The 17,995-nt window shown below is 52.8% G+C and carries 17 protein-coding genes; 5 read left to right on the top strand and 12 right to left on the bottom strand.

Going from position 1 to position 17,995, the window contains the following annotated elements:
- Positions 1 to 21 precede the first annotated feature (21 nt).
- On the bottom strand, positions 22 to 1,359 hold the full coding sequence (gene flhF, locus FCS97_RS15185) for a flagellar biosynthesis GTPase FlhF (RefSeq protein WP_138519291.1): 1,338 nt from the start codon (positions 1,357 to 1,359) through the stop codon (positions 22 to 24).
- A complete protein-coding gene (gene flhA / locus FCS97_RS15180; protein WP_246066397.1) occupies positions 1,356 to 3,362 on the bottom strand; it encodes a flagellar biosynthesis protein FlhA in 2,007 nt (668 codons plus the stop codon). Before flhA ends, flhF begins: the two co-directional genes overlap by 4 nt.
- On the opposite strand from flhA, the gene FCS97_RS16730 reads away from it, so the two are divergent.
- Entirely contained in the window at positions 3,361 to 3,588 is a 228-nt protein-coding gene (locus FCS97_RS16730) for a hypothetical protein (protein WP_246066396.1), read from the top strand. The two genes, flhA and FCS97_RS16730, sit on opposite strands and share 2 nt — an antisense overlap.
- A gap of 593 nt (positions 3,589 to 4,181) precedes the next feature.
- Here FCS97_RS16730 and flhB read toward each other — a convergent pair.
- Complete coding sequence (flhB, locus tag FCS97_RS15175; RefSeq protein ID WP_138519289.1) at positions 4,182 to 5,312, bottom strand: flagellar biosynthesis protein FlhB; 1,131 nt, start codon at positions 5,310 to 5,312, stop codon at positions 4,182 to 4,184.
- Between the two features lie 16 nt (positions 5,313 to 5,328).
- Between flhB and FCS97_RS15170 the strand changes: the two genes are divergently transcribed.
- A complete protein-coding gene (locus FCS97_RS15170; protein WP_138519288.1) occupies positions 5,329 to 5,775 on the top strand; it encodes an Hpt domain-containing protein in 447 nt (148 codons plus the stop codon).
- Positions 5,776 to 5,819: 44 nt separating this feature from the next.
- On the opposite strand, the gene FCS97_RS15165 is transcribed toward FCS97_RS15170, so the two are convergent.
- The 9 genes from FCS97_RS15165 to flhD all read right to left on the bottom strand — a co-directional run bounded on the left by FCS97_RS15165 (position 5,820) and on the right by flhD (position 15,003).
- Positions 5,820 to 7,565, bottom strand: a complete 1,746-nt coding sequence (locus FCS97_RS15165) for a methyl-accepting chemotaxis protein (RefSeq protein ID WP_171035336.1) — start codon at positions 7,563 to 7,565, stop codon at positions 5,820 to 5,822.
- Between the two features lie 141 nt (positions 7,566 to 7,706).
- On the bottom strand, positions 7,707 to 9,545 hold the full coding sequence (locus FCS97_RS15160; RefSeq protein ID WP_138519286.1) for a chemotaxis protein CheA: 1,839 nt from the start codon (positions 9,543 to 9,545) through the stop codon (positions 7,707 to 7,709).
- A gap of 36 nt (positions 9,546 to 9,581) precedes the next feature.
- A complete protein-coding gene (locus tag FCS97_RS15155; RefSeq protein ID WP_138519285.1) occupies positions 9,582 to 10,355 on the bottom strand; it encodes a protein phosphatase CheZ in 774 nt (257 codons plus the stop codon).
- Positions 10,356 to 10,388: 33 nt separating this feature from the next.
- Positions 10,389 to 10,778: a chemotaxis response regulator CheY gene (gene cheY, locus FCS97_RS15150; protein ID WP_105028596.1), complete on the bottom strand. Its 390-nt coding sequence runs from the start codon at positions 10,776 to 10,778 to the stop codon at positions 10,389 to 10,391.
- 9 nt (positions 10,779 to 10,787) lie between these two features.
- Complete coding sequence (locus FCS97_RS15145; RefSeq protein WP_246066395.1) at positions 10,788 to 11,717, bottom strand: chemotaxis protein; 930 nt, start codon at positions 11,715 to 11,717, stop codon at positions 10,788 to 10,790.
- A 31-nt stretch (positions 11,718 to 11,748) separates the two neighbouring features.
- The gene (gene motB / locus FCS97_RS15140) at positions 11,749 to 12,717 is read right to left on the bottom strand and encodes a flagellar motor protein MotB (protein WP_138519283.1); all 969 of its coding nucleotides are present in this window, start codon (positions 12,715 to 12,717) and stop codon (positions 11,749 to 11,751) included.
- A gap of 15 nt (positions 12,718 to 12,732) precedes the next feature.
- Positions 12,733 to 13,596: a flagellar motor stator protein MotA gene (motA, locus tag FCS97_RS15135; RefSeq protein WP_138519282.1), complete on the bottom strand. Its 864-nt coding sequence runs from the start codon at positions 13,594 to 13,596 to the stop codon at positions 12,733 to 12,735.
- Between the two features lie 309 nt (positions 13,597 to 13,905).
- Positions 13,906 to 14,469 (bottom strand): flagellar transcriptional regulator FlhC, encoded by a 564-nt coding sequence (gene flhC, locus FCS97_RS15130; RefSeq protein WP_138519281.1) that lies wholly within the window; start codon positions 14,467 to 14,469, stop codon positions 13,906 to 13,908.
- Between the two features lie 81 nt (positions 14,470 to 14,550).
- The gene (gene flhD, locus FCS97_RS15125) at positions 14,551 to 15,003 is read right to left on the bottom strand and encodes a flagellar transcriptional regulator FlhD (protein ID WP_342776973.1); all 453 of its coding nucleotides are present in this window, start codon (positions 15,001 to 15,003) and stop codon (positions 14,551 to 14,553) included.
- Positions 15,004 to 15,401: 398 nt separating this feature from the next.
- Here flhD and FCS97_RS15120 point away from each other — a divergent pair, with 398 nt between their 5' ends.
- From FCS97_RS15120 to FCS97_RS15110, 3 genes are all read left to right on the top strand, one after another.
- Positions 15,402 to 16,265 (top strand): flagellin N-terminal helical domain-containing protein, encoded by an 864-nt coding sequence (locus FCS97_RS15120; RefSeq protein ID WP_138519280.1) that lies wholly within the window; start codon positions 15,402 to 15,404, stop codon positions 16,263 to 16,265.
- A 365-nt stretch (positions 16,266 to 16,630) separates the two neighbouring features.
- Positions 16,631 to 17,497 (top strand): flagellin N-terminal helical domain-containing protein, encoded by an 867-nt coding sequence (locus FCS97_RS15115; RefSeq protein ID WP_138519279.1) that lies wholly within the window; start codon positions 16,631 to 16,633, stop codon positions 17,495 to 17,497.
- Positions 17,498 to 17,757: 260 nt separating this feature from the next.
- Positions 17,758 to 17,995, top strand: a 238-nt coding sequence (locus FCS97_RS15110; protein ID WP_484177321.1) for a flagellin N-terminal helical domain-containing protein, incomplete at its 3' end; no start/stop codon positions are given.

Genomic DNA, 17,995 nt, shown 5'->3' with positions numbered 1-17,995 from the left:
GTTCTAGTTGACCATGAAACGTCAAATTCCAGTCGCAGAGACTTGGGCCATTTTCCATTTCAATTCCTCGCTCGAGGCTTGAAACGCCTGGCTGCTGCGTGCGCGCATGGCACGGTGCACCAACACGCGTGGGTCGGCAGGGAACAGGTCTTCAGGCACGCGCTGGCCAGTGGCAATGTAGTGCAAGGCCAGTTTGTGACGCATAACCACATCCAGCACGCCGCCAATCTTGATGGCTTCATCCAGCTTGGACAAAATTGCGCCGTTCAGGCCTGTGCTTTTGTAATGACGCACAACATCATCCAGCGTTTCAGGCTGGCTGGTGGCATTGAGCAGCAACACGCGTTTGACATGGCTGTCGGTCAGAATTTTGGTTTGCTCGGCCACGCGAGAATCGCGCTGGCCCATGCCCACGGTGTCAATCAGAATAAGGCGCTTGCGCTGCATGGTGTTGCGCAACTGGGCCAGGTCGGCGTGGGTTTGTGCGGTGTACACCTGCACGCCCAAAATTTTGCCGTAAATGCGCAGTTGGTCTTGCGCGCCAATTCGATAGCTGTCGGTGGTGATCAAGCCCAAGGAGTCCGCGCCGTACTTCACCACACAACGTGCAGCCAGTTTGGCTGTGGTGGTGGTTTTTCCAACGCCGGTGGGGCCCACCAGCGCGAATGTGCCGCCGGTTTCAACGATGTCTTTGTCGGCCGGAACCACATTCAGGTTTTTCTTGATGACATTCATCACCCAGTCCTGCACTTGGCTGTCCGAAAGTTCAGCCGGCAGCTTTTCAACCACGGTGCGTGCAAACAAAGGGGAGAACCCGGATTGGGTTAACTGGTTCCACAGTTCGCCGCGCTGGGGGTTTTTCTCCAGTGCATCACGCCAGGTGATCATGGCCATTTGGTCTTTCAGCAACTGGCGCATTTGCTTGATTTCTTCCAGCACTGCGGTTTGCTCGCTGGCCATGGCGTCGCTTGCGGCTTGCGAACGGCGCTTGGCCACATCGGAAATCATGTCGGGCGCTGGCATCGCGTTCGGAATTTGATGAGTCACCTCAGGTGCGCGGTTGATCAACACATCACGTTGTGCAGCCACCTGCTGTGCAATTTTTTCAGCCGGTGTAGGCTTGCGCGTGGCCTCTTGTGCAGCAAACTGCGTGCGCTCTGCCTTGGTCCAGGACAGTGGCGCAGACGAGGCGGCAGGCTTTTCGGTCACGGTGTCCAGGTCTTGCGAGGAGGCAGCCAGCACTTCAGTGCCCGCAGCGGTTTGCTTGGTCGACAAGATGATGGCGTCTTCACCCAGTTCAGCACGCAGCTTTTGCAAGGCCTCTCTTGTGGTGGGGGCTGTGAATTTTTTCAGCTTCATGCTTTCGCTCCTACGACTTGCGCAACGCGGATAGTACGGTTTTCAGGAATTTCACTGTGCGACAAGACCCGAAGATTCGGGGCTGCGCGCTTGAGTAAACGGGCCATGGACAAACGCAGGGCATCGGGCACCAACAACACAGGGCTTTGGCCCAGTTGCTCTTGACGACCGGCTGCATCGGCGGTTTGACGAGCCAGGTTTTCAGCCAGGTTGGGATCGATGCCCACCTGGTCTTGACCGGCTGCGGTGTGTGCATGGGAAATCATCTGTTCCAGCTTGGGCTCCATGACCAGCACATTGAGGTCTTCGCTGGTACCAGCCAGGGCCTGCACGATGGCGCGGCCCAAGGCAACACGCACAGCAGCAGTGAGTTCAAGCGGATTCTTGGTGCGAACACCGTTTTCAAGCAAGGTTTCAAAAATGGTGCGCAAATCGCGAATGTGTACGCTTTCGTCCAGCAGGTTTTGCAGCACTTTTTGAATCACTGCAACATCCAGTAATTTCGGGGTGAGGTCTTCCACCACCTTGGGTGATGTTTTCGCACAATGGTCCAGCAACTGCTGGGTTTCAGTGCGGCCCAACAACTGGGCAGCCGAGGTTTGCAAAATATGCGACAAGTGCGTGGCCACCACGGTGGAGGCATCCACCACGGTGTAGCCAGCAGCGTTGGCCTTTTCTTTTTGGTCGTCGGAAATCCATACGGCAGGCAAACCAAATGCGGGGTCGGTGGTTTGTGGACCAGGCAACTGCATGGTGACACGGCCGGGGTTGATCGCCAGGTGTTGGTTCGGGAACACTTCGCCCTCGCCCATGCACACGCCTTTGAGCAAAATACGGTAAACCGATGGGCGCAGTTCCAGGTTGTCACGCAGATGTACTGCGGGTGGCAAGAAGCCGATTTCCTGCGCAAACTTTTTGCGAATGGCCTTGATGCGTTTGAGCAAATCGCCATCTTGTTTGTTGTCGACCAGCGCGATCAAGCGGTAACCCACTTCCAGCGCAATGGTGTCGATTGGAACCAGGTCGTCCCAGGTGGCTTCTTGTGCTTCAGTGGTCGCTGCTTTGATTTTTGCCTGGTCGTCGGTGGTGGCTGTCACCTTCTGAACCGTGGACTTTTTGGCAAGGTGATAAGACAGGTAAGCAAACCCGGCGGCCAAGAGCAAGAATGCAAAACTGGGCATGCCGGGAATAATACCCAGCAGGGCCATGATGCCAGCGGTGATGCCCACAGCCTGTGGGGACTTGAGCAATTGACTGGCCAATTGGGTGCCAATGTCCTGACCTTGACCCACTCGGGCCACGACCAAACCGGCTGCAATTGAAATGACCAGGGCAGGAACCTGCGCCACCAGGCCGTCGCCAATGGCGAGCAATACATAATTGCTGCCCGCATCGGCGAAGGTCATGTCGTGTTGCATTACACCCACGGCGAAACCGCCAATGATGTTGATGATCAAAATCATGATGCCGGCCATGGCGTCGCCACGCACAAATTTGCTGGCACCATCCATGGAACCGAAAAACTCGGCTTCCTGACTGACTTCAGCACGGCGCTTGCGGGCTTCGTCTTCAGCGATCAAACCGGCATTCAAGTCGGCATCAATCGCCATTTGTTTGCCGGGCATGGCATCCAATGTGAAACGGGCGGACACTTCCGCAATACGGCCTGCACCTTTGGTGATCACCACGAAGTTGATCAACATCAAAATTACGAACACCACGATACCGACTGCAAGGTTGCCGCCGACCAGAAAATGCCCGAACGCTTCAATCACCTTACCGGCAGCATCAGGACCTTCATGACCATTCATGAGCACCACACGTGTTGAGGCCACGTTCAAGCTGAGGCGTAGCAATGTGGTCACCAACAGAATGGTGGGGAAGGCAGCGAAATCAAGGGGACGGGTGGTGTACAGCGCTGCAACCAACACCATGAGGCTGAGCGCGATGTTGAATGTGAAGAACAAATCGAGCGCGAAAGGCGGTACAGGCAAAATCATCATGACCAAGATCATGATGATGAAGATTGGCGCGCCCAAGGTTTTTACCTTGTCGCCGCTCAGACCTGCTTTTATGAAGTCCAGTGAGAATGCGGTGGAGGCCACAATTCCGCCCATCAAGTTGTTAACGGTTCAATTATGGAAAACTTTAGCTTTTCTCAACGGAGGAATTGAAGGTGATTTACCGCCTTATTGTGGATTGGGTTCCGATCTCTCGCCTGCCGGTTAACTGCCCAATCGGCTTGGGTTTCAATCTCTCGCCTGCCGGTTAACTGCCCGATCGGCTTGGGTTCCGATCTCTCGCCTGAAAACCTGTAACTCCCTTGCTGAGCCTCACGATGCCTGAGAACGACCCTCCTAAAAAGCGGGTCGGGCTCGTTCTCTGTCGCCCATGCCGGGCGACACCGGCCCTGCTCGGCACGCAAGGGCAGGTTTTCTTGAAGGCGAGGCGATCGAAACACCGCCGCCGATTGGGCGTTGAACCCTGCGGTGACGCAGAGCTGAACTTGCAAATGTCTGCGCACGAGAGGTTTAAGCCAACTCGGCAGTGGGATTGCTTGGGACGCACTTCAAGAAAACCGCCCCGTTTGAGTTTAGTCGCAGCGTTCGGCGTTAAGCCGACACCGAGACTCGGCCCGCCCTTTTGCCGAGCGAGGTGAGCAAGAATAAAGTCAAAAAGGGATCAAGCGGTTTTCAGTGCGGCACAAGTAACCCATGCCGAGTTGGCAAGAAACCAGCAGGAAACCGCAGCGGTGACCCTTCAAGTTCAGATCAAGAGTCACCAGTGACATTCAGCGCAAGCAACCCACGCAGCGGTGATGATCAAGCCGCCGGCCCAGGATCCATGCCCTTCGGAATATCCGCTTCGCCCGGCACTTCCACCATGTGGCCTTTGCCTTCCGCAAGCGCATAAACATACGCCAGCAACTTGGCCACCGCCGTGTACAAAGCGCCCGGAATTTCCTGCTCAAGTTCCACATTGGAATACAAAGCACGGGCCAGTGGCGGTGCTTCAACCGTAGGTACTTTGTTTTCTTTGGCCACTTCCCGAATTTTCAAGGCCAGCGGGCCGATGCCCTTGGCCACCACACGCGGTGCACCTTTGCCGTCTTTGTCGTACTTCAAGGCCACTGAGTAGTGCGTCGGGTTGGTCACGATCACATCGGCATTCGGTACGGAAGCCATCATGCGTCGGCGTGCTGCTTCTCGCTGCATGCTCTTGATCTTGCCTTTCAGGTGGGGGTCACCTTCCGATTCCTTCGATTCGCGCTTGAGTTCTTCCATGTTCATGCGCAACCCTTTGTAGTAACGCCACAACTGGTAAGGCACATCGATTGAAACAATCAACAGGAATGCAATTGCAAGAATGAGTGCGTCCTTGATGGTGATTCGCGCAGTCTCGGCCATGCCATGTTCAAGCGGCATGGCGGACAGTTGGGTAAATTCACCAAGGTCTTGCATCAACAACAGGTAACCCACGCCGCCCAACACCACTGTTTTCAAAATGGCTTTGACCAACTCAGCCAAGCCATTCACCGAGAATATATTCTTGAGCCCCTTGATCGGGTTCAGCTTTGAAATCTTGGGTTCAAGCGGTTTGGTCGACCAGTTAAAGCCGCCCACCGCAACATTGGATGCAATCGCAGCCACCACCACCACGAGAAAAAGGGGCACGAGAATGAACAGGCTTTCCTGCAACATGGACACCCATTTCAAACCCATGTGCTTGGTGTCAAAGGCTTGGGCTCGATCCAGCATCAAGCCCTGGCGCATCAACTTTTCACTTTGACTGACCAGCTCACCGCCCATGGTGTACAGCAAACCGACACCAGCGAGCAGCACAACTCCCCCGCCCAGTTCTCTGGATCGGGGTAAGTTGCCCTCTTCCCGCGCTTTACGGATCTTCTGTTCCGACGCGGGTAAGTCTTTTTCCTGATCGGTTTCTTCTGCCAAAGCAGCACCTGTGGTGTTGGAATGTTCTTATTATGAAAAGGATGTACTCAAATCAAAACCCCGATTTGAGCAGGTAACATGGGATTCTTCCGGATTCACCACCAAACACATGCATTACGACCCCACCGAGGCGCTGGAGCGCATCGACAATGACACTGACTTGTTGGCCATGCTGATCAAGGTATTCATCAAGGAATGTCCGAACTACACAGGAAACCTCCAAGCGGCCTGTGACAGACAAGATCTCAACGCGCTGGGTGATGCGGCCCACAATGTGAAAGGTGCAAGTGCTGCAATCGGTTTTGAGGCATGTAGAGCCTTGGCAGAAGAACTTGAAGTGACCTGTCGGCAGTCGGGTGTCAAAAGCATTTCGCACTTCGAGAACAGCACTGCGAGGTTGATTGAGATATTGAACACCTGCGAAACACCGCTCAGCGATTGGGCAAAAAAAAACCGCGCCTGAGCGCGGTGAGAAACGGACCCCTATCCGTTTTTTAATACCGGGTTTTAATCTTTGATCAACAGCTCGGGGCTGAAGCCCAGGCGCAGTCCGCCCCAATGGCGTCCGTTGATTTCAATGGGCAAGGACAAATCATTCAAGACTTCACCAGTGTCACGCCGATAGGTTTGCAACAACCAGGGCGACAGGTTTTGTGCAGCACGCAAACCCACTGGGTCGCTGAACATGCGTTTGTCCCGGCTTTCCACCAAATCTTTTTTAAGGTCACCTGTCAGGGGGCGTGAATACTTGCTGTTGTGGGTAGGTGCATAACCTTTTCTATCCACGCACAAGGAGAAAACCGAGCCGGGCACATTGGCCACCAGCTGGTCGTAAGCGCCCTGCAACTGGCGCTCCACTGCCTTGTCGTAGCAAGTGCTGTATTTTTGCGGATTGGAGTTGGGCACTGGCTTGTAGGCTTCATCGAAAATATCATGCCCATTGTCCAGGGCTTGAACCAGAATATTTTTACACTGCTCACGGGCCAGAATGGCCTGCTCGATAATTTGTTCGTAAGCGCCTTTGCCGATCTTGAAACGGGCGACCAGTTCTTTGATTCGATCGGTGGCTGCAGCCAGTTCCGAGCTGGATTTTTCAGATTCGCTGGTTTGGTTGATCACCGACTGGGCTGTTTCACGAATCTCGGAGGCCTTGCCTGAAACTTCCAGATTAATCTGCTTGACCGATTGCACTTGCTGGGTCACATCGTTGATCTGCGTGCTCATTTCTTCAAAACTGTGAACCATGCCTGAAAACTTCGCAGACGATGTGCTGACTGTTTCCTGGCCTTTCAAAATGCTCTGGTTGATTTCACGGGTTTCTTGCTGTGTTTCTCCGACCAGGCTAAGCATGGATGAAATATTGCCGCGAATTTCACCGGTGGCAGATTTCACACGCTCAGCCAAACCACGAACTTCATCGGCGACCACCGCAAAACCACGACCCTGTTCACCGGCTCGTGCGGCTTCAATGGCAGCATTCAAGGCCAGCAAATTGGTTTGATCCGAAATGTCATTGATCAGTTTGACAATGCTCTCAATGCCTTTGCCGGTTTCTGCGAGTTTTTCCACAGTGTGTCCAAAGCTGTTCAAACTGCCAGAGGCCGAGTTCATTTCATCGGCCACGGCCAGCAGCTCGCGGTACGAGGAGTTGACTGTTTCCAGGTGCTCACCGGTGGCCCGCGACAAATAATTCGCGCTGTTGGCAACATTCTCCATCGCACTGGATGCCATGTCGGCCGCTTGAAAAATTTCAGAAGTGATGTTGCCCTGTTTGTCGGCAGTGCGGCTGGCGTCTTTCAAACTGCCAGACACGCGCACCGATTCCATGGACACTTGTGCCGTCATTCGACGAATTTCGTGAATGAGATCGCGCAAACGCACCATAAAGGCATTGTAGTTCTCGGCCAGGCCGCGCAACTCGTCCTCTGTGACAGTGGGCAAATCAACCGACAAGTCGCCTTCGCCGTTGGCAAGCTGGTCCATGCGTTCACTGAGCAAATGCACGGGACGCACAATCAGGTGACGCAGGTACACAAAAGCACCTGCACAGGCCAACAAGGTAAAACCCAGGGAAATCGTAATGATGAGGCGGAAGTCACTGATTTGCTCGGGGGCCAGTTTGTTCATGGCCCAACTGTAGAGGACCAGATAAGCGATTAAAACGATGCTTGCAATACCGGCGACGTTACCGAACAGTTTTCGACTGAGCGTGTAGAAAAAGGTTTTCTCAATCGAGCGATACAGTGAATTCATAAGGTCAACTCCTTGCCCCCAACTTGGTGTATCGGGTGTGTGTGTGAATGTCATTGGCATCTTGTGCCGATGTTTCAATTATCGAAGCAAGACGAGTCAACCATTTGGGTTAGGAAACATGGAAAAACACGCCAGTTCAAGTTACAACTTGCCCTCGATCAACTCTCGAAGTTCGAGCACCAGAACCAGCAAGCCCTCACCGGACAATGTGGCCCCGGCTACGCCTTTGGGCTTGACACCATCCAGTGGTTTGATCATGACTTCGTCCTGACCCACCAGTGAATCAACCGCCAGAATACAAGCCTTGTTGCCGCTGATGGTGAGTACACCCACTTTCGGATTCGGCGCACTTTCACGACCAATCAAGGTGGCCAGATCGAGCAAAGGAATGACCTCACCGCGAACCACCATGGTGGGCTTTCCACCCACGTATTGCACCTTGTCTTCTTCGATCGGAATGATTTCCCGAACACAGGACAAAGGCAGGGAATAAATTTGTTCTTCAAGCTTCAACATCAACACTGGCAAAATTGCCAAGGTCAATGGCAGCAAAATGGTGATGGTAGAACCTTGACCGGGTTCGGATTGAATTTCAATTCGACCATTGAGGCGTTGGATATTGGTTTTCACCACATCCATGCCAACACCACGGCCTGAAATGTCTGAAATTTGGTCTTTGGTTGAGAAACCCGGCAGGAAAATCAGTTGCAGGCTTTCCTGCACGCTCAACTGCCCTGCTTCTTCAGCAGAAATCAAACCTTTTTCAACTGCTTTCTCGCGAATAATTTCCGGGCGCATGCCACGGCCGTCATCCTGAATCTCGATCACAATGTGATCGCCGGTCTGGCGTGCAGACAAATTCACAATACCCTTGGGATTCTTGCCACAGGCTGTGCGGTCAGTGATGGTTTCAATGCCATGGTCAACTGCATTGCGTACCAGGTGAATCAAGGGGTCGTTCAACTCTTCGAGAATGGACTTGTCCACCTCGGTTTCTGCACCTTCAATCACCAATTCAACATCTTTGCCCAACTGACGTGACACATCACGAGCCAGGCGACTGTATTTCTGGAACACGCGACCCACGGGCTGCATGCGCGCCTTCATGACGGCCGATTGCAGGTCGGAGACCAACATGTCGAGCTGCCCAACCACGGTGTCAAGCGACTTGATCAACTCTTCATTGCTGGCACCGGATGCAAAAGCCTGAAACAGGCAGTTCAAACGGTTTTTGGTCAAACCAATTTCACCACTGAGATTCAGGATTTGATCAAAACGCGCGGTGTCCACACGAATTGTATTTTCTTTGGCTGTTGCTGCAGCAGGCTGAGCGGCCTTGGCTTTGGGAGGTGGTGCCTTGGGGCGAACCGCAGCCGCAGCCTGTTTGGCAATTGCCTCCGTGGCCATGCCTGTGCTTAGCGCGGCCTGCTCAAGTTCGCGTGGCGGTACACCCACCACGGCTTCGTACAAACCCGCCCAATCCAGATCATCTTCTGAAATTTGCGCAAGGTCATTGAGTGTGTTGGTCGGGGCTGGCGTGGGTGCTGCTGGAGCTACTTCCACAACAGGCGCAACGGCCGCTGCCACTGTGCGTCCTTCGATTGCGGCATCCAGGGCATCCAGCAATTCTTGAGGTGCTGCACCTGGCTGATGACCATTGCGCATTTCACCGAACATGCGATGCACTTCACCGGTGGCGGCCATGATGGAGTCCATCATTTCAGCATCCAGCACCAGTTTTTTGGAACGCAGCAGATCAAACAGGTTTTCTGTTTTGTGGCACAACTCAACCAGGTGCGTGGCTTCCAGAAAGCCTGCGCCGCCCTTGATGGTGTGGAAACCGCGGAATACGGTGGCCAACAAATCGGCGTCTTCCGGGCTTTGTTCAAGCTCGACCAGTTTGCTGTCCACGTCTTCCAACAAGTCGCCTGCCTCGGTCAAGAAGTCTTGTAGCAGTTCGACATCACTGAATGCGCTCATTTATTTTCTCCCACGTCAGCCCGGCTGTTGGTGTTGTTAGAAGCCGAGGCTTTCCAGCAGGTCATCGACCTGGCTTTGATTGCTGCACACATCGGTACGGCCTGCTGCATTGATGGCCGGACCATTGAGGAATGTTTCTTCAACCTGCTTGCGCTGGTCAGGTGGCGTGGTGTCGAGCAACAACTGAACCAGTTGTTCTTCAAGACCCTGCGCCATATTGCCGATGCGATTGACCACCTGGCCTGTCAGGTCATGGAAGTCTTGCGCCATCATGATGTCGGTGAGGTGACCACCCAGTTGACCACTGCACTGGCTGATCTCTTTGACAAATTCGCGATTCTCACGGGCATGCGATTTAAACTCTTCCAGGCTCATCTCGTTGTTGTAGAGACGATCCCATTGTTTGTCGAGCTCGGCTGCGCGGGCAGACACATCGTCATTCAGCTTTTGCGAAGCCTCCACCGCAGCCAGCACTTTTTCGGCGGCCTTGCCTGTCAGGTCAGCAATGTAATTCAAACGGGCACGTGCATCGGGCAATGCGTTCACCGCATGCTCAACGCTTTTGTCGTAGCCCAGTTCGCGCAGTGCATCGTGCAACTTGCGGGTCAGAGAACCCACACGGCGGAATACATCGTGCGGCTCTTCTTCGGTGGCGACAGAGCTCACCGCTTGCTGGGCTTCAGTGTCAGCGTCTGTGGCGGCCTGGGGCGCAGCTGCGGGCGCATCATCCCAAACACGTTGTTCTGCGATTTCATCAAACAACGCTTCCAAATCGTCGTTGTCACCGCTTTTCAGATTATCTGGGCTCATCGTTGCGACCTCTCCATTTCTGATTCTTCGTAATTAGACAGACATCTTCGCGACGATCTTGCCCAGCTTCTCTTCCAGGGTTGCCTTGGTAAAAGGCTTGACGATGTAACCATTTGCACCCATTTGGGCGGCGGTTACAATGTCTTCCTTCTTGGCCTCGGCAGTCACCAGCAACACTGGCAAATGCTTGAGTTCGGCATCCGCACGAATGTTTTGTAGCAATTCGAAGCCGTTCATATTGGGCATGTTCAAATCACTGACAACGAAGTTGAAATTGCCAGCTTTCAGTTTGGCCAAAGCCACTGCGCCGTCTTCCGCCTCATCCGCGTTGTTGTAGCCAATTTCCTTCAACAGGTTGCGAACAATTCGACGCATGGTCGAGAAGTCGTCAACAATCAGGATTCTTAAATCTTCGGGATTCATGCTTGCTCCTTACGCTGGGTGAAGCATTGAGGTAACCATCTGCGCCAGCTCTTCGGGGTGGAATTTGCCCACATAGGCATCCACACCCACTTGCTGACCCAACTTCTTGTTTGCCACTGACGACAGTGAGGAATGCATCACCACAGGAATACCCTTGAAGCGAACATCTTCCTTGATGTGACGTGTCAATACATAGCCGTCCATTTCAGGCATTTCGGCATCCACCAGAATGAGGGAAACCACATCCCGAATGTCTTTGTTTTCCTGCTCGGCACGGCTGGCGATATTGCGCAGTTTTTCCCACGCCTCGCGACCATTGATCGCGCTTTGATAAGGCAGGTGAAGTTTTTCGAGCACTTCAGTAATTTTCTTGCGGGCCATGTTCGAGTCATCGGCAAAGAACACGGGGTAAGGATGGTCCGGGCGCATGCTGTCCATATTGGGTACATCGCCTTCACCAATCACTTCACCCAGAATTTGCTCAACGTCCAGAATCGACACCAGCTTGCCATCGGGCAGTTCAGTCAGTGCAGTGATCATGGCGCTTTGCGATTGACCAATGCTTTGAGGCGATTTCACCTGCTCCCAATCCACGCGTACGATGCGGTCCACGTCCTGCACCAGGAAAGCCTGCGTGTGTGAAGAAAACTCGGTGATGATCAGTTTGGTTCGGGTGGAACCATTGTCCATGCGCAAACATTGAGCCAGGTCAATTACCGGCAAGATACTGCCGCGCAATGAAATAATGCCTTCCACGCCAGCCGGCATATTGGGCGTTCGCGTGATGGGCAAGGTCTCGCACACTTCGCGAACCTTGAACACGTTGATACCGAACACTTCGGTGGAACCCAAGGAGAACAGCAACAGCTCCATTTTGTTGGAGCCCGCCAGTCTTGCCTTCTCGTCAATCATGTTCATCAAGCGATAATCGTTTTGCATCATGTTGCTCCTGACAAATAGTCTGTTTCTTTCAATTCGTGCCTGGCCCGTTTTTTGGGAACGGCAAGCCTTCAACTTTGGGTACGGGTGGCAGCTCAATCAAACTGGGATCTTGTCCTTCATCCAGATTGGCCAGCGCTCGCACTGCTTCTTCTGCGCGTTTGTTCATCACAACAATCGCAATTCTTCGGTTCACTGCGGCGTAGGGGTCTTTCTCATCCAGCGACACCGAGGAAGCCAAACCCACCACACGCAACATTTTGCTGTCTGGCATGCCTGCCAGCGTCATTTCACGGCGACTGGCGTTGGCCCGGTCTGCCGAGAGTTCCCAGTTGCTGTAACCTTTGTTGCCCGCTGCATAGGGTGTTGCATCGGTGTGGCCTGACAAGGTCAGCTTGTTGGGCACCTGGTTGAGCAACTTGGTCAGACTCCGCAAAATGTCTTTCATGTAATCTTTCAACACCGCACTGCCCGAATCAAACATGGGGCGATTTCGCTCATCCACAATTTGAATTCGTAAACCCTCAGGCGTAATGTCGAGCATGATTTGATTTTTAAACTGTTTCATCAAATCTGATGCGTCGATTAGGCCCTCTATTTCCCCCTTTAATTCAAGCAAGCGCCTGGACTCTGCGCGCTCGAGTGCCTCGGCAGTGGCATCGGCTGCACTGCTGTTCGTCGCTTTGTCGGTACTTCCGCTTTTAATTTGCCCAACAGAGCGCGACAAATCCGTACCGCCCGCATCTATTACACTCGTTGCGGTGCCCGATCCGGGACCCCCAACAAGTGCCACCTTCAAGGGTGAATTGAAGTAATCCGAGATGCCTTTGAGGTCGCCTTCCGAGGTCGAACCCAGCAACCACATCAAGAGAAAGAAAGCCATCATGGCAGTCACGAAGTCGGCGTAGGCAATTTTCCATGCGCCGCCGTGGTGACCATGGCCACCCTTCTTGATCTTCTTGACTACGATGATTGGACGTTCTTCGTCAGACTTCGCCATGGTGCTTGTTTGCCCTTATTTGCCCTTGGTACTCTTCACGTGCTCTTCCAGTTCAATGAAAGTTGGACGCTCGGTGGAATACAAAACCTTGCGGCCAAATTCCACAGCCAGTGCAGGCGAATAGCCGTTGAGGCTGGCCAGCAAGGTGGTCTTGACGCATTCAAAAGGTTTGGATGACTCGGCAATTTTGTGGTTGATAATGCTGGCCAAAGGGCCCACAAAACCGTAGGCCAACAAGATGCCCAGAAAGGTACCCACCAGGGCAGCAGCAATCATCACACCCAATTCGGCGTTACTCACCTGCCCCACCGAGCCCATCACGTGCACCACACCCATCACCGCAGCCACGATACCGAATGCGGGCAAACCATCCGCCATTTGCTGAACAGCAGACTGTGGGGTGTGCGCTTCCTGATGGTGGGTTTCCAGTTCGCCATCCATCAGGTTTTCAATTTCCATGGGGTTCAGGTTACCGCTCACCATCAGGCGAAGGTAGTCGGTCAGGAATTCAACAATGTGGTGATCGGCCAGCACCTCGGGATACTTCTGAAACAGGGGGCTTTGCTCAGGCTCTTCCACATCGCCTTCAATCGACATCAAGCCTTCCTTGCGCACTTTGGTCAAAATTTCATACATCAAGGCCATCAGGGACATGTAAAAGGCTTTTGTGATTGCGCTGGGTTTAAACGCACCACCCAAGGCCTTTCCAGTTGCTTTCAAAATGCTGGGCGTATTGCTGACCACAAAAGCACCCAAGGCGCCGCCGCCAATGATCAAGACTTCAACGGGTTGCCACAGGGTTACCAAGTGTCCCCCCATGAAGGCGAAGCCGCCCAGCACGGAGAAGGTCACGATCACGAATCCGATTGCTACTAACATTGGCTTTGGTTCTCTGTCGATGAATGGTTTTTCTGTATAGGTATTGTCGGCAGAATTTGTAAAATCTTTTGTCCGAATAAAGTGGCTTTTACAGGCGATTTCAAGGCATGCCCAAGATTTCACAATCCTTGGTGATAGCCATTTTGGAGGGGGGTTCAATGAAAATGACCAGCAACATTGGCTGGTCATTTGAGAAATGAGAAACCCCCACTGCAGACCCGGAAGAGACAGAGGGTGGGAGGATGCAACCGGACCTTTTGGTGCAGCGGGGGTAAACGAAAAAGCCCTTCTCCCTTGGGCTTTGCAAACTCAGGCTTCGATGCTGGCTTCTTCGTTGAAGAAACGGTCGGCTGCCGACTGGCGGGTTTTGCCTGCACGAGAAGGCATGTGGCACAGGCCACACACATAGTCATTCACCAATTCATAGGTGTGCACCACAAAACGGCCTTCACAGTCTTTGCATTCGGTGGTCGTCAACATGCCGGCATCAAAAAACTTGACCAGGCGCCAAGCGCGTGTCAGCGACAGCACTTCGGGCAAACCCAGCTGGGTAATTTGCTCAAGGTACATTCTGTACGCTTTGATGATGGCCTCAATGTCTTCAATGTCCGTGCTCTTGATCAGCGTTTGGTAAATATTGATGAACAGGGAAGAATGAATGTTGGGCTGCCAGGTCATGAACCAGTCGGTTGAAAACGGCAGCATGCCTTTCGGAGGCGATTTGTGTTTAAGTTCTTTGTAAAGCTTTAGCAAACGTTCGCGAGACAACTGGGTTTCAGATTCGAGAACCTGCAAACGCGCATCGAGGCGAATCAGCTCTGTGGCCAACTGGATTTGTGCTGCTTCGTCGATGATTGATTTAACTTTAGCCATGATTTTTTTGACCCCTGTCTGATGTCAATGTTGGATGCCTGAGTTGTTGTTGTTACATCCGAATAATTACCGTGTTTGTGATTACGCCGCTGCGTTCACTGCCTTGCCGGACATGATGATTGCAGCATGCATGCCAGAGACGCTGCGATCTTTGGTGTGGCTGGTCAACAAATTCCACACCACTTCATCGTCAAAACGGAATCGGCACATCAACATATTGCTTGAGGCAATGCGCAGCACCTGGGCTGTGGTCAGCTGATCGATCAACTCAGCCACTTCCTCGGAAATGCCCAAACGGAAGGTTGCTTCGGCGCGGTCTTCGCGAATCAGTTGCTGAGCCAGCAACAAATAAGACAGGTTGGTTTCGCGAATTTCATCTAGCAGGCGGGTACTTTTCATTTTGAACATCCTCCAATTCAATCTCTGTTGTACTGCATCCTCAATTTGCGCTGCTTTCTTGATCGCAGCGACAATTCCCTCATACGTATCTTCGGCTTGAAGCCCGGTTACCTGAATCATCCAACTTCCATTCATTGAGTCACCGAGCTGGAATTCAACATGTAGGGAACTGCCTTACATGGACACACTGTCGCTCAATAGGCTTGATGGAAGAATCACAGTTTGGGGGGATCCCCCCATTCGATTGACCCCCACTTCGTGCTGCCCCTAGTGTTGGGATCCCAATTGTTAAGTGCATATGAGGGATAACGGACACCTTTGCAAGAAACTTGAGGGTTAGAGGCAGATTCTTTCTCAGTAAAAATCGACTTACTACGACACCGAATCCTTGAACTTGAGGGTGCAAAAACAATATTTTTTATTTGCAGATGAAGCCCTAAAGTTTCATTTCCTTGCATCGATAACAGGTCATAAGGCGGCGCACACGATGACGCAGCCAGCTTGAATCAACTAAATTTGCTTGGAGAAATATCATGCTAGGAATCAACACCAACGTAGCCTCACTGACCGCCCAGAAGAACCTTTCAGGCTCTGGCATCGGTTTGAACAACGCGATTGCCCGCCTGTCCTCAGGCCTTCGTGTGAACAGCGCCAAAGACGACGCCGCAGGCCTGGCCATTGCCGAGCGCATGCAAGCCCAGATCAAGGGCTACGATGTAGCAGGCCGCAACGCCAACGACGGTATTTCACTGCTGCAAGTGGCCGACGGCGCCATGGGCAAGATCAGCGACAACCTGCAACGTATGCGTGAGTTGGCTGTTCAGGCCAAAAACGGCACACTGAACCCCACCGACCGTGTAAACCTGAACCGTGAGTACACGGAACTGGCCAACGAAGTGGACCGGATTGTGAGCGGCAGCACCTTCAACGGCAACAACCTGTTTGATGCCGCCAACCAAACATTAAGCTTCCAGGTGGGCACCGGCAACGCGGTTTCCGACACCCTGGAATTAAACCTGACCGACGATGGCTTGAGCACGGGCAATGACCTGACCACCATCATGACCAACGGTGCAGCCGACATTCAAACCAACCTGGGTGACATTCTGGATGTGGCCAACGCCACGACCGCAATCACCACGCTGGACGCGTCGATTGACGCCATCACCGGTATTCGTGCGGTGGTGGGGGCGGGCCAAAGCCGACTGGAACAGGTCGCTGCCTTTGCCGACATCTCCAGCACCAACCTGCAGGCCGCCCGTGGGCGAATCATGGACGCAGACTTCGCCAAGGAAACGGCAGCACTGACCCGCTCACAGATTTTGCAGCAGGCTGGCACCGCCATGCTGGCCCAGGCCAACCAGTTGCCCAACAACGTTCTGAGCCTGTTGCAGTAATCCGAATGAGAAAGGAAACAATTTCAATGTAGTAGCCGTGTTGTAGTACTTGTGTAGACCAAGCAGCAGCCTGCTGATCTGATTCCTGATAGCCGGTTGTTTTAGAGGGGGTGGGTTCCACCCACCCCTCCTTTTTTCTTGCGTCTTTTTGTTTTTAAAACAGATTATCTTTTTCTTGAAAATCAGGAAAAAGATAATCTGTTTTTGTTTTTCTTAAATAGGAACAATTTAAAAAAATATTTAAAAATATCCTAAATATTAAAAATCATCAGTCGATATATAGTCATCGGTGAACGATTTACCGAGACGATACAGAAGAAAATCACTTCTGATTAATTTGTCTAAATCTTTTCGGAGTAATTACCATGCTAGGAATTAATACCAACGCACCTTCATTGGGTGCACAAAACAATCTGAGCAGATCTGCCAGCTCCCTTGAAACTTCAATCGCTCGCCTGTCTTCTGGCTTGCGTGTTAACAGCTCCAAAGACGACGCTGCCGGCCTGGCCATTGCAGAACGCATGACCGCACAAATCCGCGGCTTCGATGTCGCAGCTCGCAACGCCAACGACGGTATTTCACTGTTGCAAGTGGCCGACGGCGCACTGGGCAAAATTACCGACAACTTGCAGCGTATGCGTGAATTGGGCGTTCAGGCCAAAAACGGCACCTTGAACGACACCGACCGCTTGAACCTGAACCGTGAATTCACGGAACTGGCCAATGAAGTGGGCCGTGTTGCAACAGGTACCACCTTCAACGACAACAACGTATTCTCTGCTGCGCAGAAATCCGTGGAACTGCAAATTGGTTCGGGCAACGCTGCATCCGACACATTGGCCGTCAACCTGACAGACGATGGTTTGGCTGCCGGTAACGACCTGCAAACCACCCTGGGTGGCGCAACTCAAGCATTGATCGTGACCGCCTTCGGTGGCGTAGACACTGCCGCCAACGCAGAAACTGCAATCACGACCATCGACACCGCGATTGACGACATCACCAACTTGCGCGCCACAGTGGGTGCTGGCTTGAGCCGTCTGGAACAAGTTGTTTCCTCACTGGAAACCACCAGCAGCAACCTGAGCTCTGCCCGTGGCCGAATCATGGATGCTGACTTTGCCAAGGAAACTGCGAACCTGACCCGTTCACAGATTCTGCAACAGGCCGGTACTGCCATGTTGGCCCAGGCCAACCAGCTGCCCAACAACGTGTTGAGCCTGCTGCGTTAAGTAAGGATTTACTCCGAGCGACCCCTGATTTGAAAGTGCATCGTGCAATACGCACTGGATAATCAGGGGAAGTTTCGAGAAGGCGCGAATTACGGCCACACAATTCAAAACTTTAGGGTTGAATAAAATTCTCTTGCAAAAGCGGATTTTTTTGCATTTTTTTCTAAAGTTCTTGTTTTTCCAAGCGTTAATGAATCATAAGGCAGCGCACACGATGACGCAGCCAGCTTGAATCAACTAAATTTGCTTGGAGAAATATCATGCTAGGAATCAACACCAACGTAGCCTCACTGACCGCCCAGAAGAACCTTTCAGGCTCTGGCATCGGTTTGAACAACGCGATTGCCCGCCTGTCCTCAGGCCTTCGTGTCAACAGCGCCAAAGACGACGCCGCAGGCCTGGCCATTGCCGAGCGCATGCAAGCCCAGATCAAGGGCTACGATGTAGCAGGCCGCAACGCCAACGACGGTATTTCACTGCTGCAAGTGGCCGACGGCG

It is taken from the genome of Limnobacter alexandrii, assembly GCF_005871185.1.
GTDB lineage: Bacteria > Pseudomonadota > Gammaproteobacteria > Burkholderiales > Burkholderiaceae_B > Limnobacter > Limnobacter alexandrii.
The sequence above is the reverse complement of the archived record's forward strand: the minus strand, read 5'-3'. Positions and strand labels throughout refer to the sequence as shown.